Here is a 16,614-nt window from a genome sequence, read left to right on the forward strand (position 1 = left end):
TCACCTCATTTCTGAGTATCAAAGTATTTAACAAGATATTCTTCTCTGATTCTGCGCAGCTCGCTTCTCGGAAGAAGTTTAAGAAGCTCCCAGCCGATAGAAAGCGTCTCTTCGATACTTCTGTTATTTTCAAAGCCCTGTGAAACATAGCGTTTTTCAAATTCATCTGCAAATTTAGCATATAGCAGGTCTGTAGGTGTAAGAGCAGCTTCACCAAGTACAACCATAAGCTCCTTGGCGTCTTTGCCTCTTGCATATGCCGAGAAAAGCTGATTCATGGTATCGGAATGATCTGCTCGGGTCTTTCCTTCACCGATGCCCTTATCCTTGAGTCGTGAAAGTGATGGAAGAACGTCTACAGGCGGATTTATTCCCTTTCTGTAAAGCTCACGTGAAAGAATGATCTGTCCCTCTGTGATATATCCTGTAAGGTCGGGGATAGGGTGAGTTTTATCGTCCTCAGGCATAGTGAGTATCGGTATCATGGTGATACTTCCCTCTTTGCCGTTCTGACGGCCTGCGCGCTCATATATAGTAGCAAGGTCTGTATACATATAACCAGGATATCCACGTCTTCCCGGAACTTCCTTACGTGCGGCTGATACTTCACGAAGAGCATCGGCATAGTTAGTGATATCCGTAAGGATAACAAGTACGTGCATACCTTTTTCGAATGCAAGATACTCAGCAGCGGTAAGTGCCATTTTCGGTGTAGCAAGACGCTCGATAGCAGAGTCGTTTGCAAGATTGATGAACAGTATTGTTCTGTCAAGTGCGCCTGTGCTCTTGAAGCTCTGAACAAAATATTCCGACTCTTCAAATGTAATACCCATTGCTGCAAAAACAACAGCAAACTGCTCATCTTTTCCGCGTACTTTTGCCTGTCTTGCTATCTGTGCAGCAAGCTGTGCGTGCGGAAGTCCGCTGGCAGAGAATATCGGAAGCTTCTGACCTCTTACGAGAGTATTGAGTCCGTCAATAGCGGATACACCTGTCTGGATAAACTCCTGAGGATATCTTCTTGCAACAGGATTCATAGGAAGTCCGTTAACATCGAGACGCATTTCAGGGATTATCTCAGGACCGTCATCTATAGGTCTGCCAAGTCCGTCAAAAACTCGTCCAAGCATATCCTCAGATACACCAAGTTCCATCTGATGACCTGAGAAAACAACACTGCTGTCCTGAAGGTTTATACCTGCGGCATTCTCAAACAGCTGTACAAGTGCATTGGTACCGTCTATCTCGAGCACACGGCAGCGCCTTTTTTCGCCATTTTTAAGTCTGATCTCAGCAAGCTCGCCATAGGTAACGTTCTCAACGTCTTTGACCAGCAGCAGAGGACCTGCTGCTTCTTCAATTGTTCTGTATTCTCTTGGCATCAGTCTTCCTCCTTAGTGAGCAGGTCATTCAGCTCTGAGGAGATCTCCACACTGAGCTTTTCAAATTCTGCATCTGTTTTTTCTTCTTCAACATATTTGAAACGACCGATCTTTTCTCTTACTGCGAGGTTAGCGACACTTTCGATATCTGCACCTTTTTCGACAGCATCGGCTGCTTCATCGTTGAAGTTGAGTATGAGCTTCATCATGTAAAGCTGTTTTTTCAGGCTTGTATAGGTATCAACTTCATGGAATGCAAGCTGATGGAGGAAGTCCTCACGTATAGAACGTGCAGTCTCCATTTTAAGTCTGTCCTTCGATGAAAGTGCGTCCATACCTATGAGCTTTACTATTTCCTTGAGTTCGGCTTCATCATGAAGTATAGACATAAATCTTGCTCTTGACTTCATCCAGTCCTTAGATACGTTGTTGTTATACCAATCAGCCAGTGAATCTGCATATAGCGAGTAGCTTGTGAGCCAGTTTATTGCAGGGAAATGTCTCTGATATGCAAGGTTTGCATCGAGTCCCCAGAAAACCTTTACTATACGAAGTGTAGCTTGTGAAACAGGTTCTGAGATATCACCGCCGGGAGGAGAAACAGCTCCTATAACCGAAAGTGCTCCTTCCCTGCCGTCAGTACCGTTTGAAATAACTCGTCCTGCGCGCTCGTAGAACTGAGCAAGACGGCTTCCGAGGTAAGCAGGGTAACCTTCATCACCTGGCATTTCTTCAAGTCGTCCTGACATTTCACGGAGAGCCTCAGCCCAACGTGATGTGGAATCTGCCATAAGAGCTACTGAATAGCCCATATCACGGTAATATTCTGCGATCGTGATACCTGTATATACAGAAGCCTCACGGGCTGCAACAGGCATATCCGAGGTATTAGCTATAAGAACGGTTCTTTCCATGAGTGATTTTCCCGTATGTGGGTCGATAAGCTCTGGGAATTCGTTAAGAACGTCAGTCATTTCGTTACCGCGCTCGCCGCAGCCGATATATACGATGATATCAGCCTCTGCCCATTTAGCAAGCTGATGCTGAGTAACAGTCTTTCCGCTTCCGAAAGGTCCGGGGATAGCTGCAACACCGCCCTTAGCTATAGGGAAAAGGCAGTCAACAACTCGCTGACCTGTTACAAGTGGCATATCTGGAGAAAGCTTCTTTTTATAGGGCCTGCCTCGTCTTACAGGCCATTTCTGTATAAGTGAAAGCTCTTTTTCGCCTTTTTCTGTTTCTATTATGCAAACAGTGTCATTGGCATGGAACTCTCCCTCGGATATCTTTTTGACTATGCCTTCAATACCGTTCGGAACCATTATTTTATGGAGAACTATATCAGTTTCAGGAACTGTACCGATAATATCTCCTCCAACCACCTTATCGCCTGCTTTTACAGAAGGTGTGAATTTCCAGAGAGGTTCACGCTTCAGTGACGGTACTTCTACACCTCTTGCAAGGTTGTTGCCGCATACTTTACGGATATCGTCAAGTGGACGCTGGATACCGTCAAAAATACTTCCGATAAGTCCGGGGCCAAGCTCAACGCTCATAGGTTCACCTGTTGATTCAACACTCTCACCTGTTCCGAGACCTGATGTTTCCTCATAAACCTGTATGGAAGCACGATCGCCGTGCATTTCGATTATCTCACCGATAAGACGCTTTTCACTAACTCGCACAACGTCGAACATATTAGCATCTCTCATACCTTCGGCAACTACAAGCGGTCCTGATATCTTTACTACTGTACCTTTGCTGTTCATTTCTGCTTATCCGCCTCTTTTCTAATTAAGTATATCAGATCCTACAGCCTTTTCTACTGCGTCATGCAAAGCTCTCATGCCCTCACCTGTATTGCCTTCAATGGCAGGTATAAGGACTATTGACGGCAGCTTGCTGCTCCGATATTTATTTATTGTATCGCTTACAAGTGCAGCAGCAGGCTCTGTGATATAAATCACCGCAAAGTCATTAGCTGCAAGTTTTGAAATAAGCTTAGTTATTTTTTCAGGTTTGGTCTCACGGAATACGGAAAGCCCAAGAGCTGCAAATCCTGACACACTTGCGCTGTCGCCGATTACTGCTGCTTTATACATATAGCTTTCTCATCCTTTCCGTGATAGTTTCTTTATCAGCACCGAACTCTTTACATACTGATAATATCCTCAGATTTTTTATTTCTGCTTCCTTGGCGATAAAATATGCTGCAAGAGGATCTGATCCGAATGCCTGTGAACGTGCACCGTCAGCAAGCTCCATTACAGCATCATCACACCACTTTTCATACTGTGCAGCTGAGTCCTTTAGCAGAGCAGCTGCATTTGCATAATTAGTAGTCTCAAGGAAACCGAAAAATCCTTCTGTACCGCTGAGCGCAGCTTTTATAAGCTCACTCTTTTCCAGCTCTTCACTTCCGCATAAAGCCGTTTCCATAAACTGTGCTGATTTATTCAGCAGACAGCATCTGTAAGCAGTTTTTATATCTGAACATACAGTTGTAAGCTTAGCATATTTCTGCATAAACTCACCGCCGAATTTTTCCGCACTTTCCTGCATAGCCTTTAGGGCAGCTGTATCAATAAGTGAATCGGAAAGCTGTCCGTCAAGAGTTCTTGTCACCAGCTCATAAGCTTCGGCAGCTGCATGACGCATATATTCGGGAAGAGCATCATACTCTCTTGAATTTATAGCTTCAGTGAGTACAGGTAGCTCTACGTTTGAAGGTGAAATGTAATATTGCTGAGGATCTCTGTTAGAAATGATCGCCTTTAATACCGCCTTGAGATTATGAAAATCATTTCTGTAAAGCAGTATTTCAAGTTCCTTACAATCAGGAGCATATTCGCTGAGCATATTCCATACATCTTCAAGGTTTTCTGCATTAGCTCCTATGCCATTTTTAGAAGCAATTATTGAATTGATTTCAGCCTTGCTTCTTGCGCTGATAAGCTGTTCCATATCGCTCCTGCCAAGCAGAGAATTTTCCATAGCTCTTACAGCTCCGACAGCATTTGCGTATTTTGTTCCGTTCATGCTATCACCTACCTGAACAGTACTCTTGCAGCTGTATCTCTGATCTCATCTTTTTCTGATTCAATTATTGCTCTGAAGCTGCAATTTTCCGATATAAGTCCATAGCTGAGTATAAATCCGTCGTCTATGTCGGCAGGTTCCTTTGAAAGCTGTATACTGCCGCCTTTTTTAGAAGCAGCGGAATTAAGTGTACTTTCAAAATCCTTTGGAGCTCTTGCAAGATCAGCCTTTCCAAGACATATTATACCTTTATCAGACTGTATGTGGCGTTCTGCCAGTTTAAGGATAAGCTCAAAATATTCTTTATCAGGAAGTTTTTTCAGCTTATCAATAGTTTTTTCAATTGCTTCATCTATAAGTTCAACTTTACAAGCAAGTATCTTTCGCTTCATTGCGGCATCAGCCGAGGCGCAGGAATTTTCAAAATCCTTTTCAGCCTGAGCTTTGGATTTAGTGAGATGCTCCTCATAAGCCTTCTGGGCTTTTTCATTGCCATCGTTCTGTATTCTGCGAGCCTTGTCTGCCGCTGCCTTCATGATGCTATCTTCTGCCTGTTTCTGCTGAGCTTCGATGAGGTTCAGGATATCGTCAAGTCCTGACATATCTCCACCTCCATTATACAGCTATGTTAAGTATCATAAGAACTGAAATAAGAAGAGCAAGGATAGCATATGTTTCTACCATTGCAGCCATAATGATAGCTTTACCGTTGTGATCAGGCTTCTTAGCAGTGATGCTTACACCTGCTGCAGCAGTTCTTCCCTGCATGATACCTGATATAAGACCTACAACTGCAATTGGGAGAGAAGCTGCAAGGAAGGCAAGCCCCTGCTGAACTGTAAGGTCTGCTGCATTACCGCTTAAAACATTGGTTTTGATAAGAATGAACATTGCTGCGATAAGTCCGTAAAGTCCCTGTGTACCCGGAAGGAGCTCAAGAAGAAGCACCTTGCTGAATTTGGAAGGGTCAACTGATACGACACCTGATGCAGCCTCACCTACAAGGCTTACGCCCTTTGCAGATCCGATGCCTGCGAGAAGTGCTGCAAGAGCAGCTCCGATTAAAGCTAAAACTAATCCGTTAGTCATTTGTATTTTCCTCCTTGAATTTTATATACTTAGTATTTACAGTAAGCGGTGTGAATTCTCTGCCGCCGCCTGTGTAGAATTTACTGAAAAGCTCAACGAACTGCAATCTGTCAGTATGAACATACGCACCAAGCAGATTTATAGCCAGATTTGCAGTATGACCGATAATAAAGACTATAACAAGAAGTATGAGCTTGAATACCTTGTTTTCAGGCATAGTACCTATAAGGTTTATAACGCTTGCGATACTTCCTGTTGCAAGTCCGAGAGCGAGAAGTCTCGAATATGAAAGAATATCACCGAGATAGCCTGTAGCAGTATTGTAAAGTGCATACAGCCCGCCGAAGAACTTGCCAAATATTGATTTTGATGTTCTTCCTGCTGTAAGAACAAGAAAAATTACACCTGCTATAAGCATATACAGTCCTGCATTGGTAAGTGCAGACGGAACGGTAATAAACATTCCTGCACCTATAGGAGCAACTCCAAGAACTATAAGATATATAGGCAGCGCGTCAAATACCGCATCAAGTTTTTTGCCTGTATCCCATGTCATCTTGAATGAAACGGCAACACCAAGCAGCAGATGAAGTATTCCCAGACCGAATGACACCAACAGCAGCTTTACAGGATCGGTAAGAGGTTCAAACCATAAAGCAATACTGCCTATCTCTTTATCAAAGAAGTTTCTTGCAACGACCTGTGCAATATCTCCGAACCAGCTACCGAAAAGAGATCCCCAGAAAATAGTTGATATACCACAGTTGCGGAACATAGTAAGAGTTTTTCTCATACTTGTTTCAAGCTTGAATTTTTTCAATGCTATTGTAGTTCCAATGAGCATCAAAAGTCCGTATCCTGCATCTGAAAGCATCATTCCGAAGAAGAGATAATAGAAAAACGACATTACAGGTGTAGGATCTACGTCGCCTTTTCCCGGAAGAGCATACATTTTTGTAATTCCCTCAACAGGCGATGAAAAACGACTGTTTTCAAGCAATACAGGAACATCTTCATCATCTGACGGGTCTGTGAATGTTATTGAAGCTGTGTATTTCGATTCTATCTCTTTACGAAGCTGTTCACAGTATTTTTCGGGTATATATCCTGTAAGCACAAATGTACTTTCTGTAAATCCGAGACCGCTGAGAGCATCATATTTTTCTTTTCGCATCTGTAGATAGTCGATGACAAATCTTAATTGCTTACGATTTTCAGCAAGCTTTGATATGTTCTCCTTAGCTTTATCCGTGCCTTTTTCAAGCTCTGATATCTCTTGCTCATACATGGATATCATTTCCTTTGGAGTATGACTTTCAGGCTCGGAAGCAGAAACAAATGCAAGCTTTCTCAGCACATCTCCTGCTTCCTCATATGAGCTTTTACTACATAGTATAAAAAGATTTGTCTGTTCCTTAGAGCCGCTTACGACTTCAACACTGCAATTATCTGGAAGCTGTTCTTCCAATGACTCTGCTGTAATCTGATAAGGCAGTGTACCGATGTATGCCGAAGTCGTAGCAGTTCCCTTAAAATTGAGCGGAACATCAAGAGGCAGCCATCGTTGAAGCATATCACATTTTATATCAAGCTGTGATATTGAGTTTGCTGAATCGGTTATGAAACGCTGATTTTTGATTATCTCATTTGCTGCGCCCATGACCCTTTCCATTTGCATGGCTTCTCGACCAAATTCGTGCTTTTCGACCTCGGTCTTACCGCTGAACATATCGGTTATGCTTGCTTTTTCAGGAGCGTAATTATCAATGATTTCAAGCGCCTGAGAGGCAGTATTCCGGAATTTATCGAACTCACCTACAACTGCCGTAACATTTGTGTTTTCAAGCTCTTCATCTTCATTCCTTGATATTTCAACAACTCCTCGTCGCTGAAGAAGCTCGATGATCTTTTTACTGTCTGTAAGCATAGCAATAAGCTCGATCTTTTTCATTTTGAGCTTCGCCATATTTTACATCACTCTCCTTTTGAGAATATAACTCAGAAATATCTGCTGATTATCTCGCTGACAGCTGAATCCATATTTTTCTCAGCAAGCTGTTTTATAACGTTGGTTTTTTTTATACATTCGCTTTTAGCATTTTTCTCATATTCTTTAAGCTTTTCGCTGTATCCTTCTCTGATCTTTACAGCCTCTGAAGTAGCTTCTGCGATCTTTTTCTGGATAGCAAGTGAAGAACTGCCGGAAGCAGAGCTGATTATTTCATCGCGCTGTCTCCGAGCCTCAGCATTTTTCTTATCTGATAATGCCTCTGCTTCAAGTATCTTTTTTACAGCTTCTGATGCCATTTAAACGCCCCCTTTAAAATGACTGTTGGTCATTTATTTCTCTTAGTATATCATATTTGATATCGGCAGTCAATAGATAAAATGTTAATAAGTTCTGAAAAATAAACAGAAAGGGAGCTTTCCCTACAGACAGCTCCCTTGCAAATAATCCATTGACAATAAATATTATACCTCAAACAGATAAAAATGTCAATAAAAATTTTTCAATTTTAAATTATTTTTTATACACCAAATATCTCATACTCGCCTGATTTTAAGGAAATCGACTTATAATCTCCTTTTTCAAGCGTGTTTTCACGATCCTTGATATATGCATTCAGTATTGCACGACTCATATTGGTAATATCATTTCTCATAACAGCTTCCTCAGGTGTCAGAAGCAATACTTCACTGTTTTCATAACCGTCAGAAACGGGTTCTCCCGATATATACTTCAGACGGAAAACGATTATCCATTGCTCGGCTCTGAACTGAACAGCAAAAACAGACTCTGCCTCTGCGTTAACACCTGTTTCTTCAAAGAATTCACGCTTTACCGCATCAGATGGAAGCTCTCCTGCCTTGACATAGCCTCCGGGAATAAGTATACGCTCCTTTGCAGGTCCGTATGTATGCCTTACAAAAAGTATTTTGCCTTCAATATCGAGAATACCGCATACCGCGTAAAAACGATTACTCATCTTCTTTTTTCACTACACTTATTCCGAGAACTTCAAGACTTTCGTCATCAACAGCTGATGGACATTCAGACATGAGCTCGCTTGCATTCTGTACCTTCGGGAATGCAGTTACATCACGGAGACTTTCAGCCTTGCACATTATCATAGCAAGTCTGTCAAGACCGATACCCATTCCACCGTGAGGTGGTGCGCCGTAGCGATAAGCATCAACAAGGAATCCGAATTTAGCCTGTATCTCTTCATCTGTCATGCCAAGTGCCTCGAACATTCTCTGCTGAAGCTCAAAATCAGTTATACGCATAGAACCGCTTGAAAGCTCAGTACCGTTGAGGACCAGATCCCACGCCTTTGCACGAACATTAGCAGGATCAGTGTCAAGATAGCCGAGGCATTCTTCCATAGGCATTGTAAATGGGTGATGTGCTGCTACCCATGTATTGTTTTCATCATCATACTCGAAGAAAGGCATTTCTGTTATCCAGAGGAAGTTGTAAACATCATCAGGAATAACATCGAGCTTCTTGCCGCAGATAAGTCTGATAGCTCCAAGAGTTGAAAGAACAGTTTTTGTCTTATCAGCGCAAATAAGAACAAGATCTCCCTCATGTGCATCTACAGCTGCACATATCTTTTCAAGCTCACCTTCTTTAAGGAATTTCTTGAATGAACAGTTAGGCTCGTCTGCCCAGCGTATATAAGCAAGTCCCTTTGCACCTATACCCTTTGCGTGCTCAACAAGCTTGTCTATTTCCTTACGAGTATATGTTGCTGCTCCGTTCTTTACGTTGATAGCACGTACAGTGCCGCCGTCTTCGATAGCTCCCTTGAATACAACGAAATCTATATCCTTTACAGTTTCAGTGATATCTTGAATCTCAAATCCGAAACGTGTATCAGGCTTATCCGAACCGTAACGGTTCATAGCATCTGCAAATGTAAGTCTTGGAAGTGGAGTAGGAACGTCAACACCCATAACTTCCTTGAATACGCGCTGGATAAAGCCTTCAACACATTCCTGAATGTCCTCGGCGTCAACAAAAGACATCTCAAGGTCTATCTGTGTGAACTCAGGCTGACGATCGGCACGAAGATCCTCATCACGGAAGCAACGAGCAAGCTGTATATATCTGTCATAACCCGAAACCATAAGAAGCTGCTTGTATATCTGTGGAGACTGTGGAAGTGCATAGAACTTGCCCTGATGTACTCTTGACGGGATAAGATAGTCTCTCGCTCCCTCAGGTGTGGACTTCATCATCATAGGAGTCTCTATTTCAAGGAAACCATTTTCATAGAAGTATTCACGAGTAACCTTGGCTATCTCATGACGCTTGATAATGTTCTCCTGAAGCGGTGCACGTCTGAGGTCGAGATAACGATATTTAAGACGAAGCTCGTCATTTACTTTTGTTTCGTTTACGATCTCAAAAGGCGGAGTCTGAGCCTTTGCAAGTACTCTGAGATCATTTACAAATATCTCAACATTACCTGTTTTCAGCTTGTCATTCTTGCTTTCACGCTCACGAACTTCGCCCTTGGCCATAAGAACGTATTCACTCTTGCATGAAGCTGCCTTATCAAATATCTCACGGTCGGTCTCGTCATTGAAAAGGAGCTGAACAACGCCCGTTCTGTCTCTTAATACAATGAATATAACGCCGCCTTTATCTCTAATTCTGTCAACAAAGCCGCCTACTACGACCTCTTTTCCTGCTTCGGTAACTTCGCCGCAGTAATGTGTGCGCTTTAAACCTTTCATACTGTCTGCCATTTTATTTATCCTCCCCTGTGAATGCGAACATTGAGCCGTTCTCGTCGTCCATAATGTCGAGAACTTTATTGAAGTATTCATTCTCAAAATTTGTTGTGAATTTATCATTAAGAAGTATCTCAGTCTCGTTACCTGACTCCATTTCCTTGAGTCTTGCCTTTCCTTCTGCAAGCTCATTGTCTCCGAGAACAACTGTATAAGCTGCACCTATCTTGTTTGCGTACTTCATCTGAGCCTTGATGCCTCTGCCCATAAGGTCATATTCAGCACAGTAACCGAATTCACGGAGATCCTTTACAAGCTCCATTGCCTTTTCAAGAGCAGCATCGCCCATAGTAGCGAAGTAAATATCGCACTTCTTAGGTGTGAGGTAATCACAGCCCTGCTTATCCATAACAAGAAGAAGTCTTTCAATTCCCATTGCAAAGCCAAGTGCAGGTATATGCTGACCGCCAAGCTGTTCGATAAGTCCGTCATATCTTCCACCGCCGCAAACAGTTCCCTGTGCGCCGATTTCTGTAGTAACGAATTCAAAAACAGTCTTTGTATAATAATCAAGACCTCTTACGATCTTCGGATTTACTTTATATTCGATACCAAGATTTGTAAGATATGCCTGAAGCTTCTTGAAATGCTCGTCACATTCCTCGCAGAGGTAATCTGTAATGAGTGGAGCATCCTTAGCGATTTCCTGACATATTGGGCTCTTGCAGTCAAGGAGTCTCATAGGATTTTTTACAAGTCTTTCCTTGCAGGTATCGCAAAGTTCTTCCTTGTGAGGCTCAAAATAAGCTTTGAGTGCTTCATGGTACTTAGTACGGCAAGAAGGACAGCCGATAGAATTGATATACAGTTCGATATTTTTAAGACCAAGTCTGGTGAGAAGTGTCTTTGCAAGTGAAATGACTTCTGCATCTGCTGTAGGAGCTGCACTTCCTGCCATTTCCAGTCCGAACTGGTGGAACTCACGAAGTCTGCCTGCCTGTGGGCGCTCATGTCTAAAGCATGAGAGCATATAGAACACTTTCTGTGGCAGCGCTTCGTTAAGAAGTCCATTCTGGAGCATTGCACGGATAGTACCTGCTGTTCCCTCGGGTCTGAGAGTAAACTCGGTCTCCTTAGCCTTTACGGTATACATTTCCTTCTGAACAACATCGGTCGTTTCGCCTACAGAACGAAGGAAAAGATCAGTATTCTCGAAAGTAGGGATTCGTATTTCGGAGAAACCAAAGCTTTCAGCAGTTTCACGTGCGATCTTTTCGACTGTATTCCATTTGTGAACATCCTTAGGGAGAACATCTTCTGTTCCGTTTGGACGTTTTATATTCATAGCCATATATTTCAAGCCTTTCCTGTATGTTTTTACATGAAAATTGTCCCTTTAGAAGGGACAATTGAACATTTAGATGCTCGGATTACCAACCTCACGCCAATCCAGATCGCCTCTTTCAAGGGCAAGAATCAACGCTTCTGCGGTAGCGATATTTGTTGCAACAGGCACGTTGTGAACGTCACAGAGTCTGAGAAGATTCATTCCGTGAACATCTGCTGCCTTTGGATTTATTGGGTCTCTGAAGAACAGAAGAACATCGACTTCATTACATGAAAGAAGTGCCAGTATCTGTTCAGCACCACCCTGTCCGCTAAGATATCTTTTAATGGGAAGCCCTGTAGCTTCACTTACCTGTTTTCCTGTTGTATTTGTAGCTATAAGAGTATGTTTTGACAGAATGCCGCAGTATGCGCTGCAGAATTGCACCATCAGCTCTTTTTTAGCATCATGTGCTATAATTGCGATCTTCATATATCGTTCCTTTCCCCGCTTAGCGGATTAATCATCATTTTTATACAGTCTTGACTGTAAGCGGTACAAACTCTCCGCCGAGTCGCTTTGAAATAGCGTCAAAGGCTTTGAGTGCCTCACTGTCAGTAGGGATAGGATTGCCCTTACCTGTAGCAACTGTCATCTTGAAATCATCAGGAATAACACCGATGAGCTGAACACCGACCTTATCTATTATCTCATCAAGGTTTGAGATAAGCTCACTGCCGATGATACGTTTACTGATTTTATTGATGATGAGTCTCTGACTCTTATTTCCTCTGTTATAGAACTCGTCTGACATAAGGCTTGCGTCTCTGATGCAGACAGGATCAGGAGTAGAAATGACAAGTATAAGATTTGCCTGTTCAACAATATCAAATACATGAGAATTGATTCCGGCACCTGTGTCGATAATGATGTACTCAAAATACTTCTTTACGGAACGGCATATCTCTACTATCTGCTCTGCGCTTACGGAAGTAAGTGTTTTTGGAGCACACAGAATATTGAGGTTTGAAGCCATAGGGATCTGAGCAACTGCTTCAAGAGCAGTCTTTTTTCCGCTGAGGACATCGCCGAGATCATACTTGATATTATCTTCAACACCGAAAATAATGTCAAGACATCTGAGACCAAAATCAAGCTCAATTATAAGAGTTCTGTGTCCTTGTTTAGCGAGAGTATAACCAAGTCCTGCACAAACTGTGGATTTACCTGTTCCGCCTTTTCCTGAGGTAATAGCAATAATTTTAGACATTTCGATTCCTTTCCGATATCCGCAAGCCAAAGCAGTTTTGCTGCATAAACGGCACCGAATTCTGATAATTATTAATAATAATAATCCTACTATACATTGTAACACATAATTAGCTAAATGTCAAAGAACTTTTTGAATTGAAACGTAAAATTGTGCAATTCAGTGCTTTTATAGGTTTATAATTGTCTATTTCTTACAAATGATCATGTATTTCAGACATTATCTTACTTACCGTTTTCTCTACGTTGCAGCCATTTTCATCAATGGTGATATCTGCATATTTTTCATAAAGCGGAACTCTTTCTTTGTATAGTCCGCTCAGAGACTGACCGCGGCGAATAACTACTCCCCTGTTTTTTATGTTGCCAAGGCGATATCTGAGCTTATTGTAATCAAGCTTCAGATAAACAATCACGCTATTACGCGCAAGATTTTTCATAGCATCTTTGCCGTATACAACGCTGCCGCCTGTAGCGATCACCGAATTGTTTACATCAAGCTTGCTGATAATACGGTTTTCGGTTTCGATAAAACCGTCAACGCCATTTTCAGCAATGATGTCTTTAAGCAGTTTCTTTTCCTGTTCCTGTATTATCAGGTCAGTGTCGATAAATTTACAGCCCAAAAGTTTTGCAAGAATAACTCCGACTGTGCTTTTGCCAACTCCAGGCATACCTATTAATACAATATTCTTCTTTTTCATATGATCCTCTAAAAAAATATTACACTTACATTTTAACTCACTTTGTGCAAAATGTCAATAGATAATCAGCCCATATATTGCGATATTTATTTTTTATATACTAAATATTGACAAAAAACATGTGATATGGTAACATATTTACACAAGGAGGCGTAAAATGAACAAAAGTCCTTTTATATATTCTTGTGATAATAAGCGTTACTATACGCTGAATTATTATAATAAAAGCAAATTCGGAAAGAAAATATACAAAGCTGTTATTGACTGTGGTCTGACCTGTCCCAATATAGACGGTACAAAAGGTATCGGAGGCTGTATATTCTGTGACGGCGGAAGCGGATATTTTGTTCACGGTGGTCTGACCATTGAAGAACAGCTTGAAAGAGAATATGAGCGCATTTCGGAAAAATACGGAAGAGATGCAGAATTCATCGCATATTTTCAGTCCAACACAAACACATACGCACCGTGTAAGGTTCTTAGAGAATACTTTTATTCAGCCGTTGATTTCCATAATGTATGCGGTTTATCTATAGGAACAAGGGCAGACTGTTTGTCTGATGAAGTAGTTGAACTTCTCAGTGAGATAAATGGAATAACTTCTCTTACGGTTGAGCTTGGAATGCAGAGCTGTCACGAGGGAACTCTGAAACTTATAAATCGCTGCTGCACACACAATGAATTCCTGAAAAGCTATTACAACCTCAAGAGCAAAGGAATAAGAGTGTGTCTGCATATTATTAATGGGCTGCCTTTTGAAAATACGGAAATGATGCTTGATACAGCTTTTGAAGTTGCAAAAATGAAGCCTGATGCAGTAAAGCTGCAAATGCTTCATGTAATAAAAGGCACACAGCTTGAAAAAATGTATCATGATCACGAATTCAAGCTTTTAGAGCGAGATGAATATATTGATATAATCGTAAAGCAGCTTGAAGTATTACCACCTCAAACTGTAATAGAAAGAATTACAGGCGATGGTGACAAATCAAAACTTGTCGCACCTATGTGGAGTGCTGATAAGATCGCTGTTCTTGGCGGCATAGATAAGAAGCTTGCCGAACTTGACACGTGGCAGGGTAAACATTATATAGAAAAATAAGGCAGGGATATCCCTGCCTTTTCGTTTTATATATCGTTTCTGATTATATCGTCAAGTGTTTCTCTCTTGACAACGACTCTCGACTTGCCTCCGTTCACAAATACTACAGCAGGTTTCTGAAGTCTGTTATAGTTTGATGACATTGAATAATTATATGCACCTGTTGCACATACGGCGATAATGTCGCCTGATTCTGCGTGCTGAAGAGGCATATTCTTACCGATAAGATCACCGCTTTCACAGCATTTGCCTGCGATCGTTACCTTCTCGCTGCGTTCTTCATTTGCTTTGTTTGCGACAATAGCTTCATATTCAGAACCGTAAAGGATATATCTCGGACTGTCAGCCATTCCGCCGTCTACAGAGATATAAGTTCTTATGTTAGGTATCTCCTTGCGTGCACCGACTGTATAAAGTGTTATGCCTGCGGGAGCTGCTATAGAACGACCGGGCTCTATGTACATAAAAGGTGGGTTTATTCTGAGTTTTTCACATTCTGATCTTACAACGCCGGAAACTCTTTCAAGATATACCTCAAACGGAGCGGGATCGTGTTCATCAAGATATTTTATACCAAAACCGCCGCCGAGGTTGAGTCCTTTGACCTCGAAACCGAGTTCATTCTTTATTTTCGCAATAAATCCGAGCATTACCTTTGCAGCTTCTTCAAAAGGAGCTATATCAAAGATCTGTGAACCTATGTGGCAGTGAAGTCCGCTTAAATTTACGTTTTTGCAGTTTATAGCCTCTTTGACAGCTTCAAAGGCTTCTCCTGTTTCAAGTGCAAAGCCGAATTTGCTGTCGATCTGACCTGTTTTTACAAAGTCATGAGTATGAGCGTCTATACCGGGTTTGATACGGAACATAATATCAGGCTTTATTTTCATTTCTGCTGAAATAGCTTCAAGTCTGTGAAGCTCGCTTATATTATCGACTATGATATGTCCAACGCCGACTTTTAATGCAAAACGCAGTTCTTCGTCGGTCTTGTTGTTGCCGTGGAAGCCGACTTTATCCATAGGGAAGCCTGCCTTATAAGCTGTATATAGCTCGCCTATCGAAACTGCATCAAGACCGTCGCCTTCGCTTGCAACGACTCTGCACATTTCCATACACGAGAAAGCCTTGCTGGCATAGTGAACTTCTCCTCTGCCGTCGTAGTATTTTTTCATACTGTCATGGAAGCGGCGAAGAGTTTTTCTTATCATCTGCTCGTCCATAACATAGAGCGGAGTACCATATTCCTTGGCGAGCTCCACTGTATCAACTCCGCCGATCGTAAGATGACCTGCATTGTTGACATCGAGATTTTCGGATACAAACATTTTTAACATCCTTTCGGGTATAATTTATTCGTCAGTGACGTCATTGTCATCTGCGATATCCTCAACGATCTGCCTGAGTTCTTCAACTCCCTCAAATGTCTGAGAAGAAAAAGGTATAACATGGATATCTTCAAAGCACGGTATTTCTGACTTGAACGCTTCAAGCCTTTGGGCACGTTCTGTCTTGTTTAGCTTATCAGCCTTTGTAAGCACAAGAACGAACGGCATTTCCGTGTCTATAAGGTAATTTATCATCTGAACATCGTCTTTAGTCGGGGCGTGGCGCATATCCACCAGCATGAATACAAGCCTTATGTCTCTGTCTGAACTGAGATATCCTTCAATAAGCCCTGACCAGCGTTCTTTTTCAGACTTTGCGACCTTTGCATAGCCGTATCCCGGAAGATCAACGAAATAGATATTTTCTAGACCGTAAAAATTTATAGTTGCAGTTTTTCCCGGAACAGAGCTTACTCTCGCAAGATTTTTCCTGTTGAAAAGCTTATTTATGAGTGTTGATTTTCCCACATTTGAATGTCCTGCAAATGCTATCTCTATCCTCTCAGGTGCAGGGATCTGAGAGAACTTTCCATATGCGGCGGTAAACTCCGCTTTGTTGTAATTCAGCTTCACG

General features: G+C 41.9%; 17 protein-coding genes. 1 reads left to right on the forward strand and 16 read right to left on the reverse strand.

Annotated features, from left to right (window positions below; all coding sequences use genetic code 11):
- Positions 1-5 precede the first annotated feature (5 nt).
- The 14 genes from L870_RS0101535 to L870_RS0101600 all read right to left on the reverse strand — a co-directional run bounded on the left by L870_RS0101535 (position 6) and on the right by L870_RS0101600 (position 13,553).
- A complete protein-coding gene (locus L870_RS0101535) occupies positions 6-1,382 on the reverse strand; it encodes a V-type ATP synthase subunit B (protein ID WP_028516618.1) in 1,377 nt (458 codons plus the stop codon).
- Positions 1,382-3,151, reverse strand: a complete 1,770-nt coding sequence (locus tag L870_RS0101540) for a V-type ATP synthase subunit A (protein ID WP_028516619.1) — start codon at positions 3,149-3,151, stop codon at positions 1,382-1,384. The genes L870_RS0101535 and L870_RS0101540 overlap by 1 nt, the downstream gene beginning before the upstream one ends.
- Before the next feature lie 21 nt (positions 3,152-3,172).
- Positions 3,173-3,484, reverse strand: coding sequence for a V-type ATP synthase subunit F (locus L870_RS0101545; RefSeq protein WP_028516620.1), 312 nt, complete (start codon positions 3,482-3,484; stop codon positions 3,173-3,175).
- Complete coding sequence (locus tag L870_RS0101550; RefSeq protein WP_028516621.1) at positions 3,477-4,421, reverse strand: V-type ATPase subunit; 945 nt, start codon at positions 4,419-4,421, stop codon at positions 3,477-3,479. The genes L870_RS0101545 and L870_RS0101550 overlap by 8 nt, the downstream gene beginning before the upstream one ends.
- Before the next feature lie 8 nt (positions 4,422-4,429).
- Positions 4,430-5,023 (reverse strand): V-type ATP synthase subunit E, encoded by a 594-nt coding sequence (locus L870_RS0101555; protein WP_028516622.1) that lies wholly within the window; start codon positions 5,021-5,023, stop codon positions 4,430-4,432.
- 13 nt (positions 5,024-5,036) lie between these two features.
- On the reverse strand, positions 5,037-5,510 hold the full coding sequence (locus L870_RS0101560; protein WP_028516623.1) for a V-type ATP synthase subunit K: 474 nt from the start codon (positions 5,508-5,510) through the stop codon (positions 5,037-5,039).
- Positions 5,503-7,476, reverse strand: a complete 1,974-nt coding sequence (locus L870_RS0101565; protein ID WP_028516624.1) for a V-type ATP synthase subunit I — start codon at positions 7,474-7,476, stop codon at positions 5,503-5,505. Before L870_RS0101565 ends, L870_RS0101560 begins: the two co-directional genes overlap by 8 nt.
- Positions 7,477-7,508: 32 nt before the next feature.
- Entirely contained in the window at positions 7,509-7,817 is a 309-nt protein-coding gene (locus L870_RS0101570; RefSeq protein WP_028516625.1) for a hypothetical protein, read from the reverse strand.
- A 221-nt stretch (positions 7,818-8,038) separates the two neighbouring features.
- Positions 8,039-8,497 (reverse strand): NUDIX domain-containing protein, encoded by a 459-nt coding sequence (locus L870_RS0101575; protein ID WP_028516626.1) that lies wholly within the window; start codon positions 8,495-8,497, stop codon positions 8,039-8,041.
- A complete protein-coding gene (gene aspS / locus L870_RS0101580) occupies positions 8,490-10,268 on the reverse strand; it encodes an aspartate--tRNA ligase (protein WP_028516627.1) in 1,779 nt (592 codons plus the stop codon). The genes L870_RS0101575 and aspS overlap by 8 nt, the downstream gene beginning before the upstream one ends.
- 1 nt (position 10,269) lies before the next feature.
- Positions 10,270-11,604, reverse strand: coding sequence for a histidine--tRNA ligase (gene hisS / locus L870_RS0101585; protein WP_028516628.1), 1,335 nt, complete (start codon positions 11,602-11,604; stop codon positions 10,270-10,272).
- A gap of 66 nt (positions 11,605-11,670) precedes the next feature.
- On the reverse strand, positions 11,671-12,072 hold the full coding sequence (locus tag L870_RS0101590) for a methylglyoxal synthase (RefSeq protein WP_009984662.1): 402 nt from the start codon (positions 12,070-12,072) through the stop codon (positions 11,671-11,673).
- Between the two features lie 40 nt (positions 12,073-12,112).
- Positions 12,113-12,850, reverse strand: a complete 738-nt coding sequence (locus L870_RS0101595) for a nucleotide-binding protein (RefSeq protein ID WP_028516629.1) — start codon at positions 12,848-12,850, stop codon at positions 12,113-12,115.
- A 193-nt stretch (positions 12,851-13,043) separates the two neighbouring features.
- Positions 13,044-13,553: a shikimate kinase gene (locus L870_RS0101600; protein ID WP_028516630.1), complete on the reverse strand. Its 510-nt coding sequence runs from the start codon at positions 13,551-13,553 to the stop codon at positions 13,044-13,046.
- 157 nt (positions 13,554-13,710) lie between these two features.
- Between L870_RS0101600 and mnmL the strand changes: the two genes are divergently transcribed.
- Entirely contained in the window at positions 13,711-14,655 is a 945-nt protein-coding gene (gene mnmL, locus L870_RS0101605) for a tRNA modification radical SAM protein MnmL/YtqA (RefSeq protein WP_028516631.1), read from the forward strand.
- A gap of 26 nt (positions 14,656-14,681) precedes the next feature.
- On the opposite strand, the gene lysA is transcribed toward mnmL, so the two are convergent.
- Positions 14,682-15,980 carry a diaminopimelate decarboxylase gene (gene lysA, locus L870_RS0101610; protein WP_028516632.1) on the reverse strand — a complete coding sequence of 433 codons (1,299 nt, stop codon included), beginning with the start codon at positions 15,978-15,980 and terminating at the stop codon, positions 14,682-14,684.
- A 24-nt stretch (positions 15,981-16,004) separates the two neighbouring features.
- Positions 16,005-16,607, reverse strand: coding sequence for a ribosome biogenesis GTP-binding protein YihA/YsxC (yihA, locus tag L870_RS0101615; protein ID WP_028516633.1), 603 nt, complete (start codon positions 16,605-16,607; stop codon positions 16,005-16,007).
- Positions 16,608-16,614 lie beyond the last annotated feature (7 nt).

Origin of the sequence: Ruminococcus flavefaciens ATCC 19208, from assembly GCF_000518765.1 — a bacterium.
Taxonomy (GTDB): Bacteria; Bacillota; Clostridia; order Oscillospirales; family Ruminococcaceae; genus Ruminococcus; species Ruminococcus flavefaciens.

Excerpts from the sequence above, each read along its gene's own strand:
- L870_RS0101550 (WP_028516621.1), bottom strand. The coding sequence starts at position 4,421 with ATGAACGGAACAAAATACGCAAATGCTGTCGGAGCTGTAAGAGCTATG.
- L870_RS0101595 (WP_028516629.1), bottom strand. The coding sequence starts at position 12,850 with ATGTCTAAAATTATTGCTATTACCTCAGGAAAAGGCGGAACAGGTAAA.
- L870_RS0101560 (WP_028516623.1), bottom strand. The coding sequence starts at position 5,510 with ATGACTAACGGATTAGTTTTAGCTTTAATCGGAGCTGCTCTTGCAGCA.
- aspS (WP_028516627.1), bottom strand. The coding sequence starts at position 10,268 with ATGGCAGACAGTATGAAAGGTTTAAAGCGCACACATTACTGCGGCGAA.
- L870_RS0101590 (WP_009984662.1), bottom strand. The coding sequence starts at position 12,072 with ATGAAGATCGCAATTATAGCACATGATGCTAAAAAAGAGCTGATGGTG.
- L870_RS0101600 (WP_028516630.1), bottom strand. The coding sequence starts at position 13,553 with ATGAAAAAGAAGAATATTGTATTAATAGGTATGCCTGGAGTTGGCAAA.
- mnmL (WP_028516631.1), top strand. The coding sequence starts at position 13,711 with ATGAACAAAAGTCCTTTTATATATTCTTGTGATAATAAGCGTTACTAT.
- hisS (WP_028516628.1), bottom strand. The coding sequence starts at position 11,604 with ATGGCTATGAATATAAAACGTCCAAACGGAACAGAAGATGTTCTCCCT.
- lysA (WP_028516632.1), bottom strand. The coding sequence starts at position 15,980 with ATGTTTGTATCCGAAAATCTCGATGTCAACAATGCAGGTCATCTTACG.
- L870_RS0101540 (WP_028516619.1), bottom strand. The coding sequence starts at position 3,151 with ATGAACAGCAAAGGTACAGTAGTAAAGATATCAGGACCGCTTGTAGTT.
- L870_RS0101555 (WP_028516622.1), bottom strand. The coding sequence starts at position 5,023 with ATGTCAGGACTTGACGATATCCTGAACCTCATCGAAGCTCAGCAGAAA.
- L870_RS0101545 (WP_028516620.1), bottom strand. The coding sequence starts at position 3,484 with ATGTATAAAGCAGCAGTAATCGGCGACAGCGCAAGTGTGTCAGGATTT.
- L870_RS0101565 (WP_028516624.1), bottom strand. The coding sequence starts at position 7,476 with ATGGCGAAGCTCAAAATGAAAAAGATCGAGCTTATTGCTATGCTTACA.
- L870_RS0101575 (WP_028516626.1), bottom strand. The coding sequence starts at position 8,497 with ATGAGTAATCGTTTTTACGCGGTATGCGGTATTCTCGATATTGAAGGC.
- L870_RS0101570 (WP_028516625.1), bottom strand. The coding sequence starts at position 7,817 with ATGGCATCAGAAGCTGTAAAAAAGATACTTGAAGCAGAGGCATTATCA.
- L870_RS0101535 (WP_028516618.1), bottom strand. The coding sequence starts at position 1,382 with ATGCCAAGAGAATACAGAACAATTGAAGAAGCAGCAGGTCCTCTGCTG.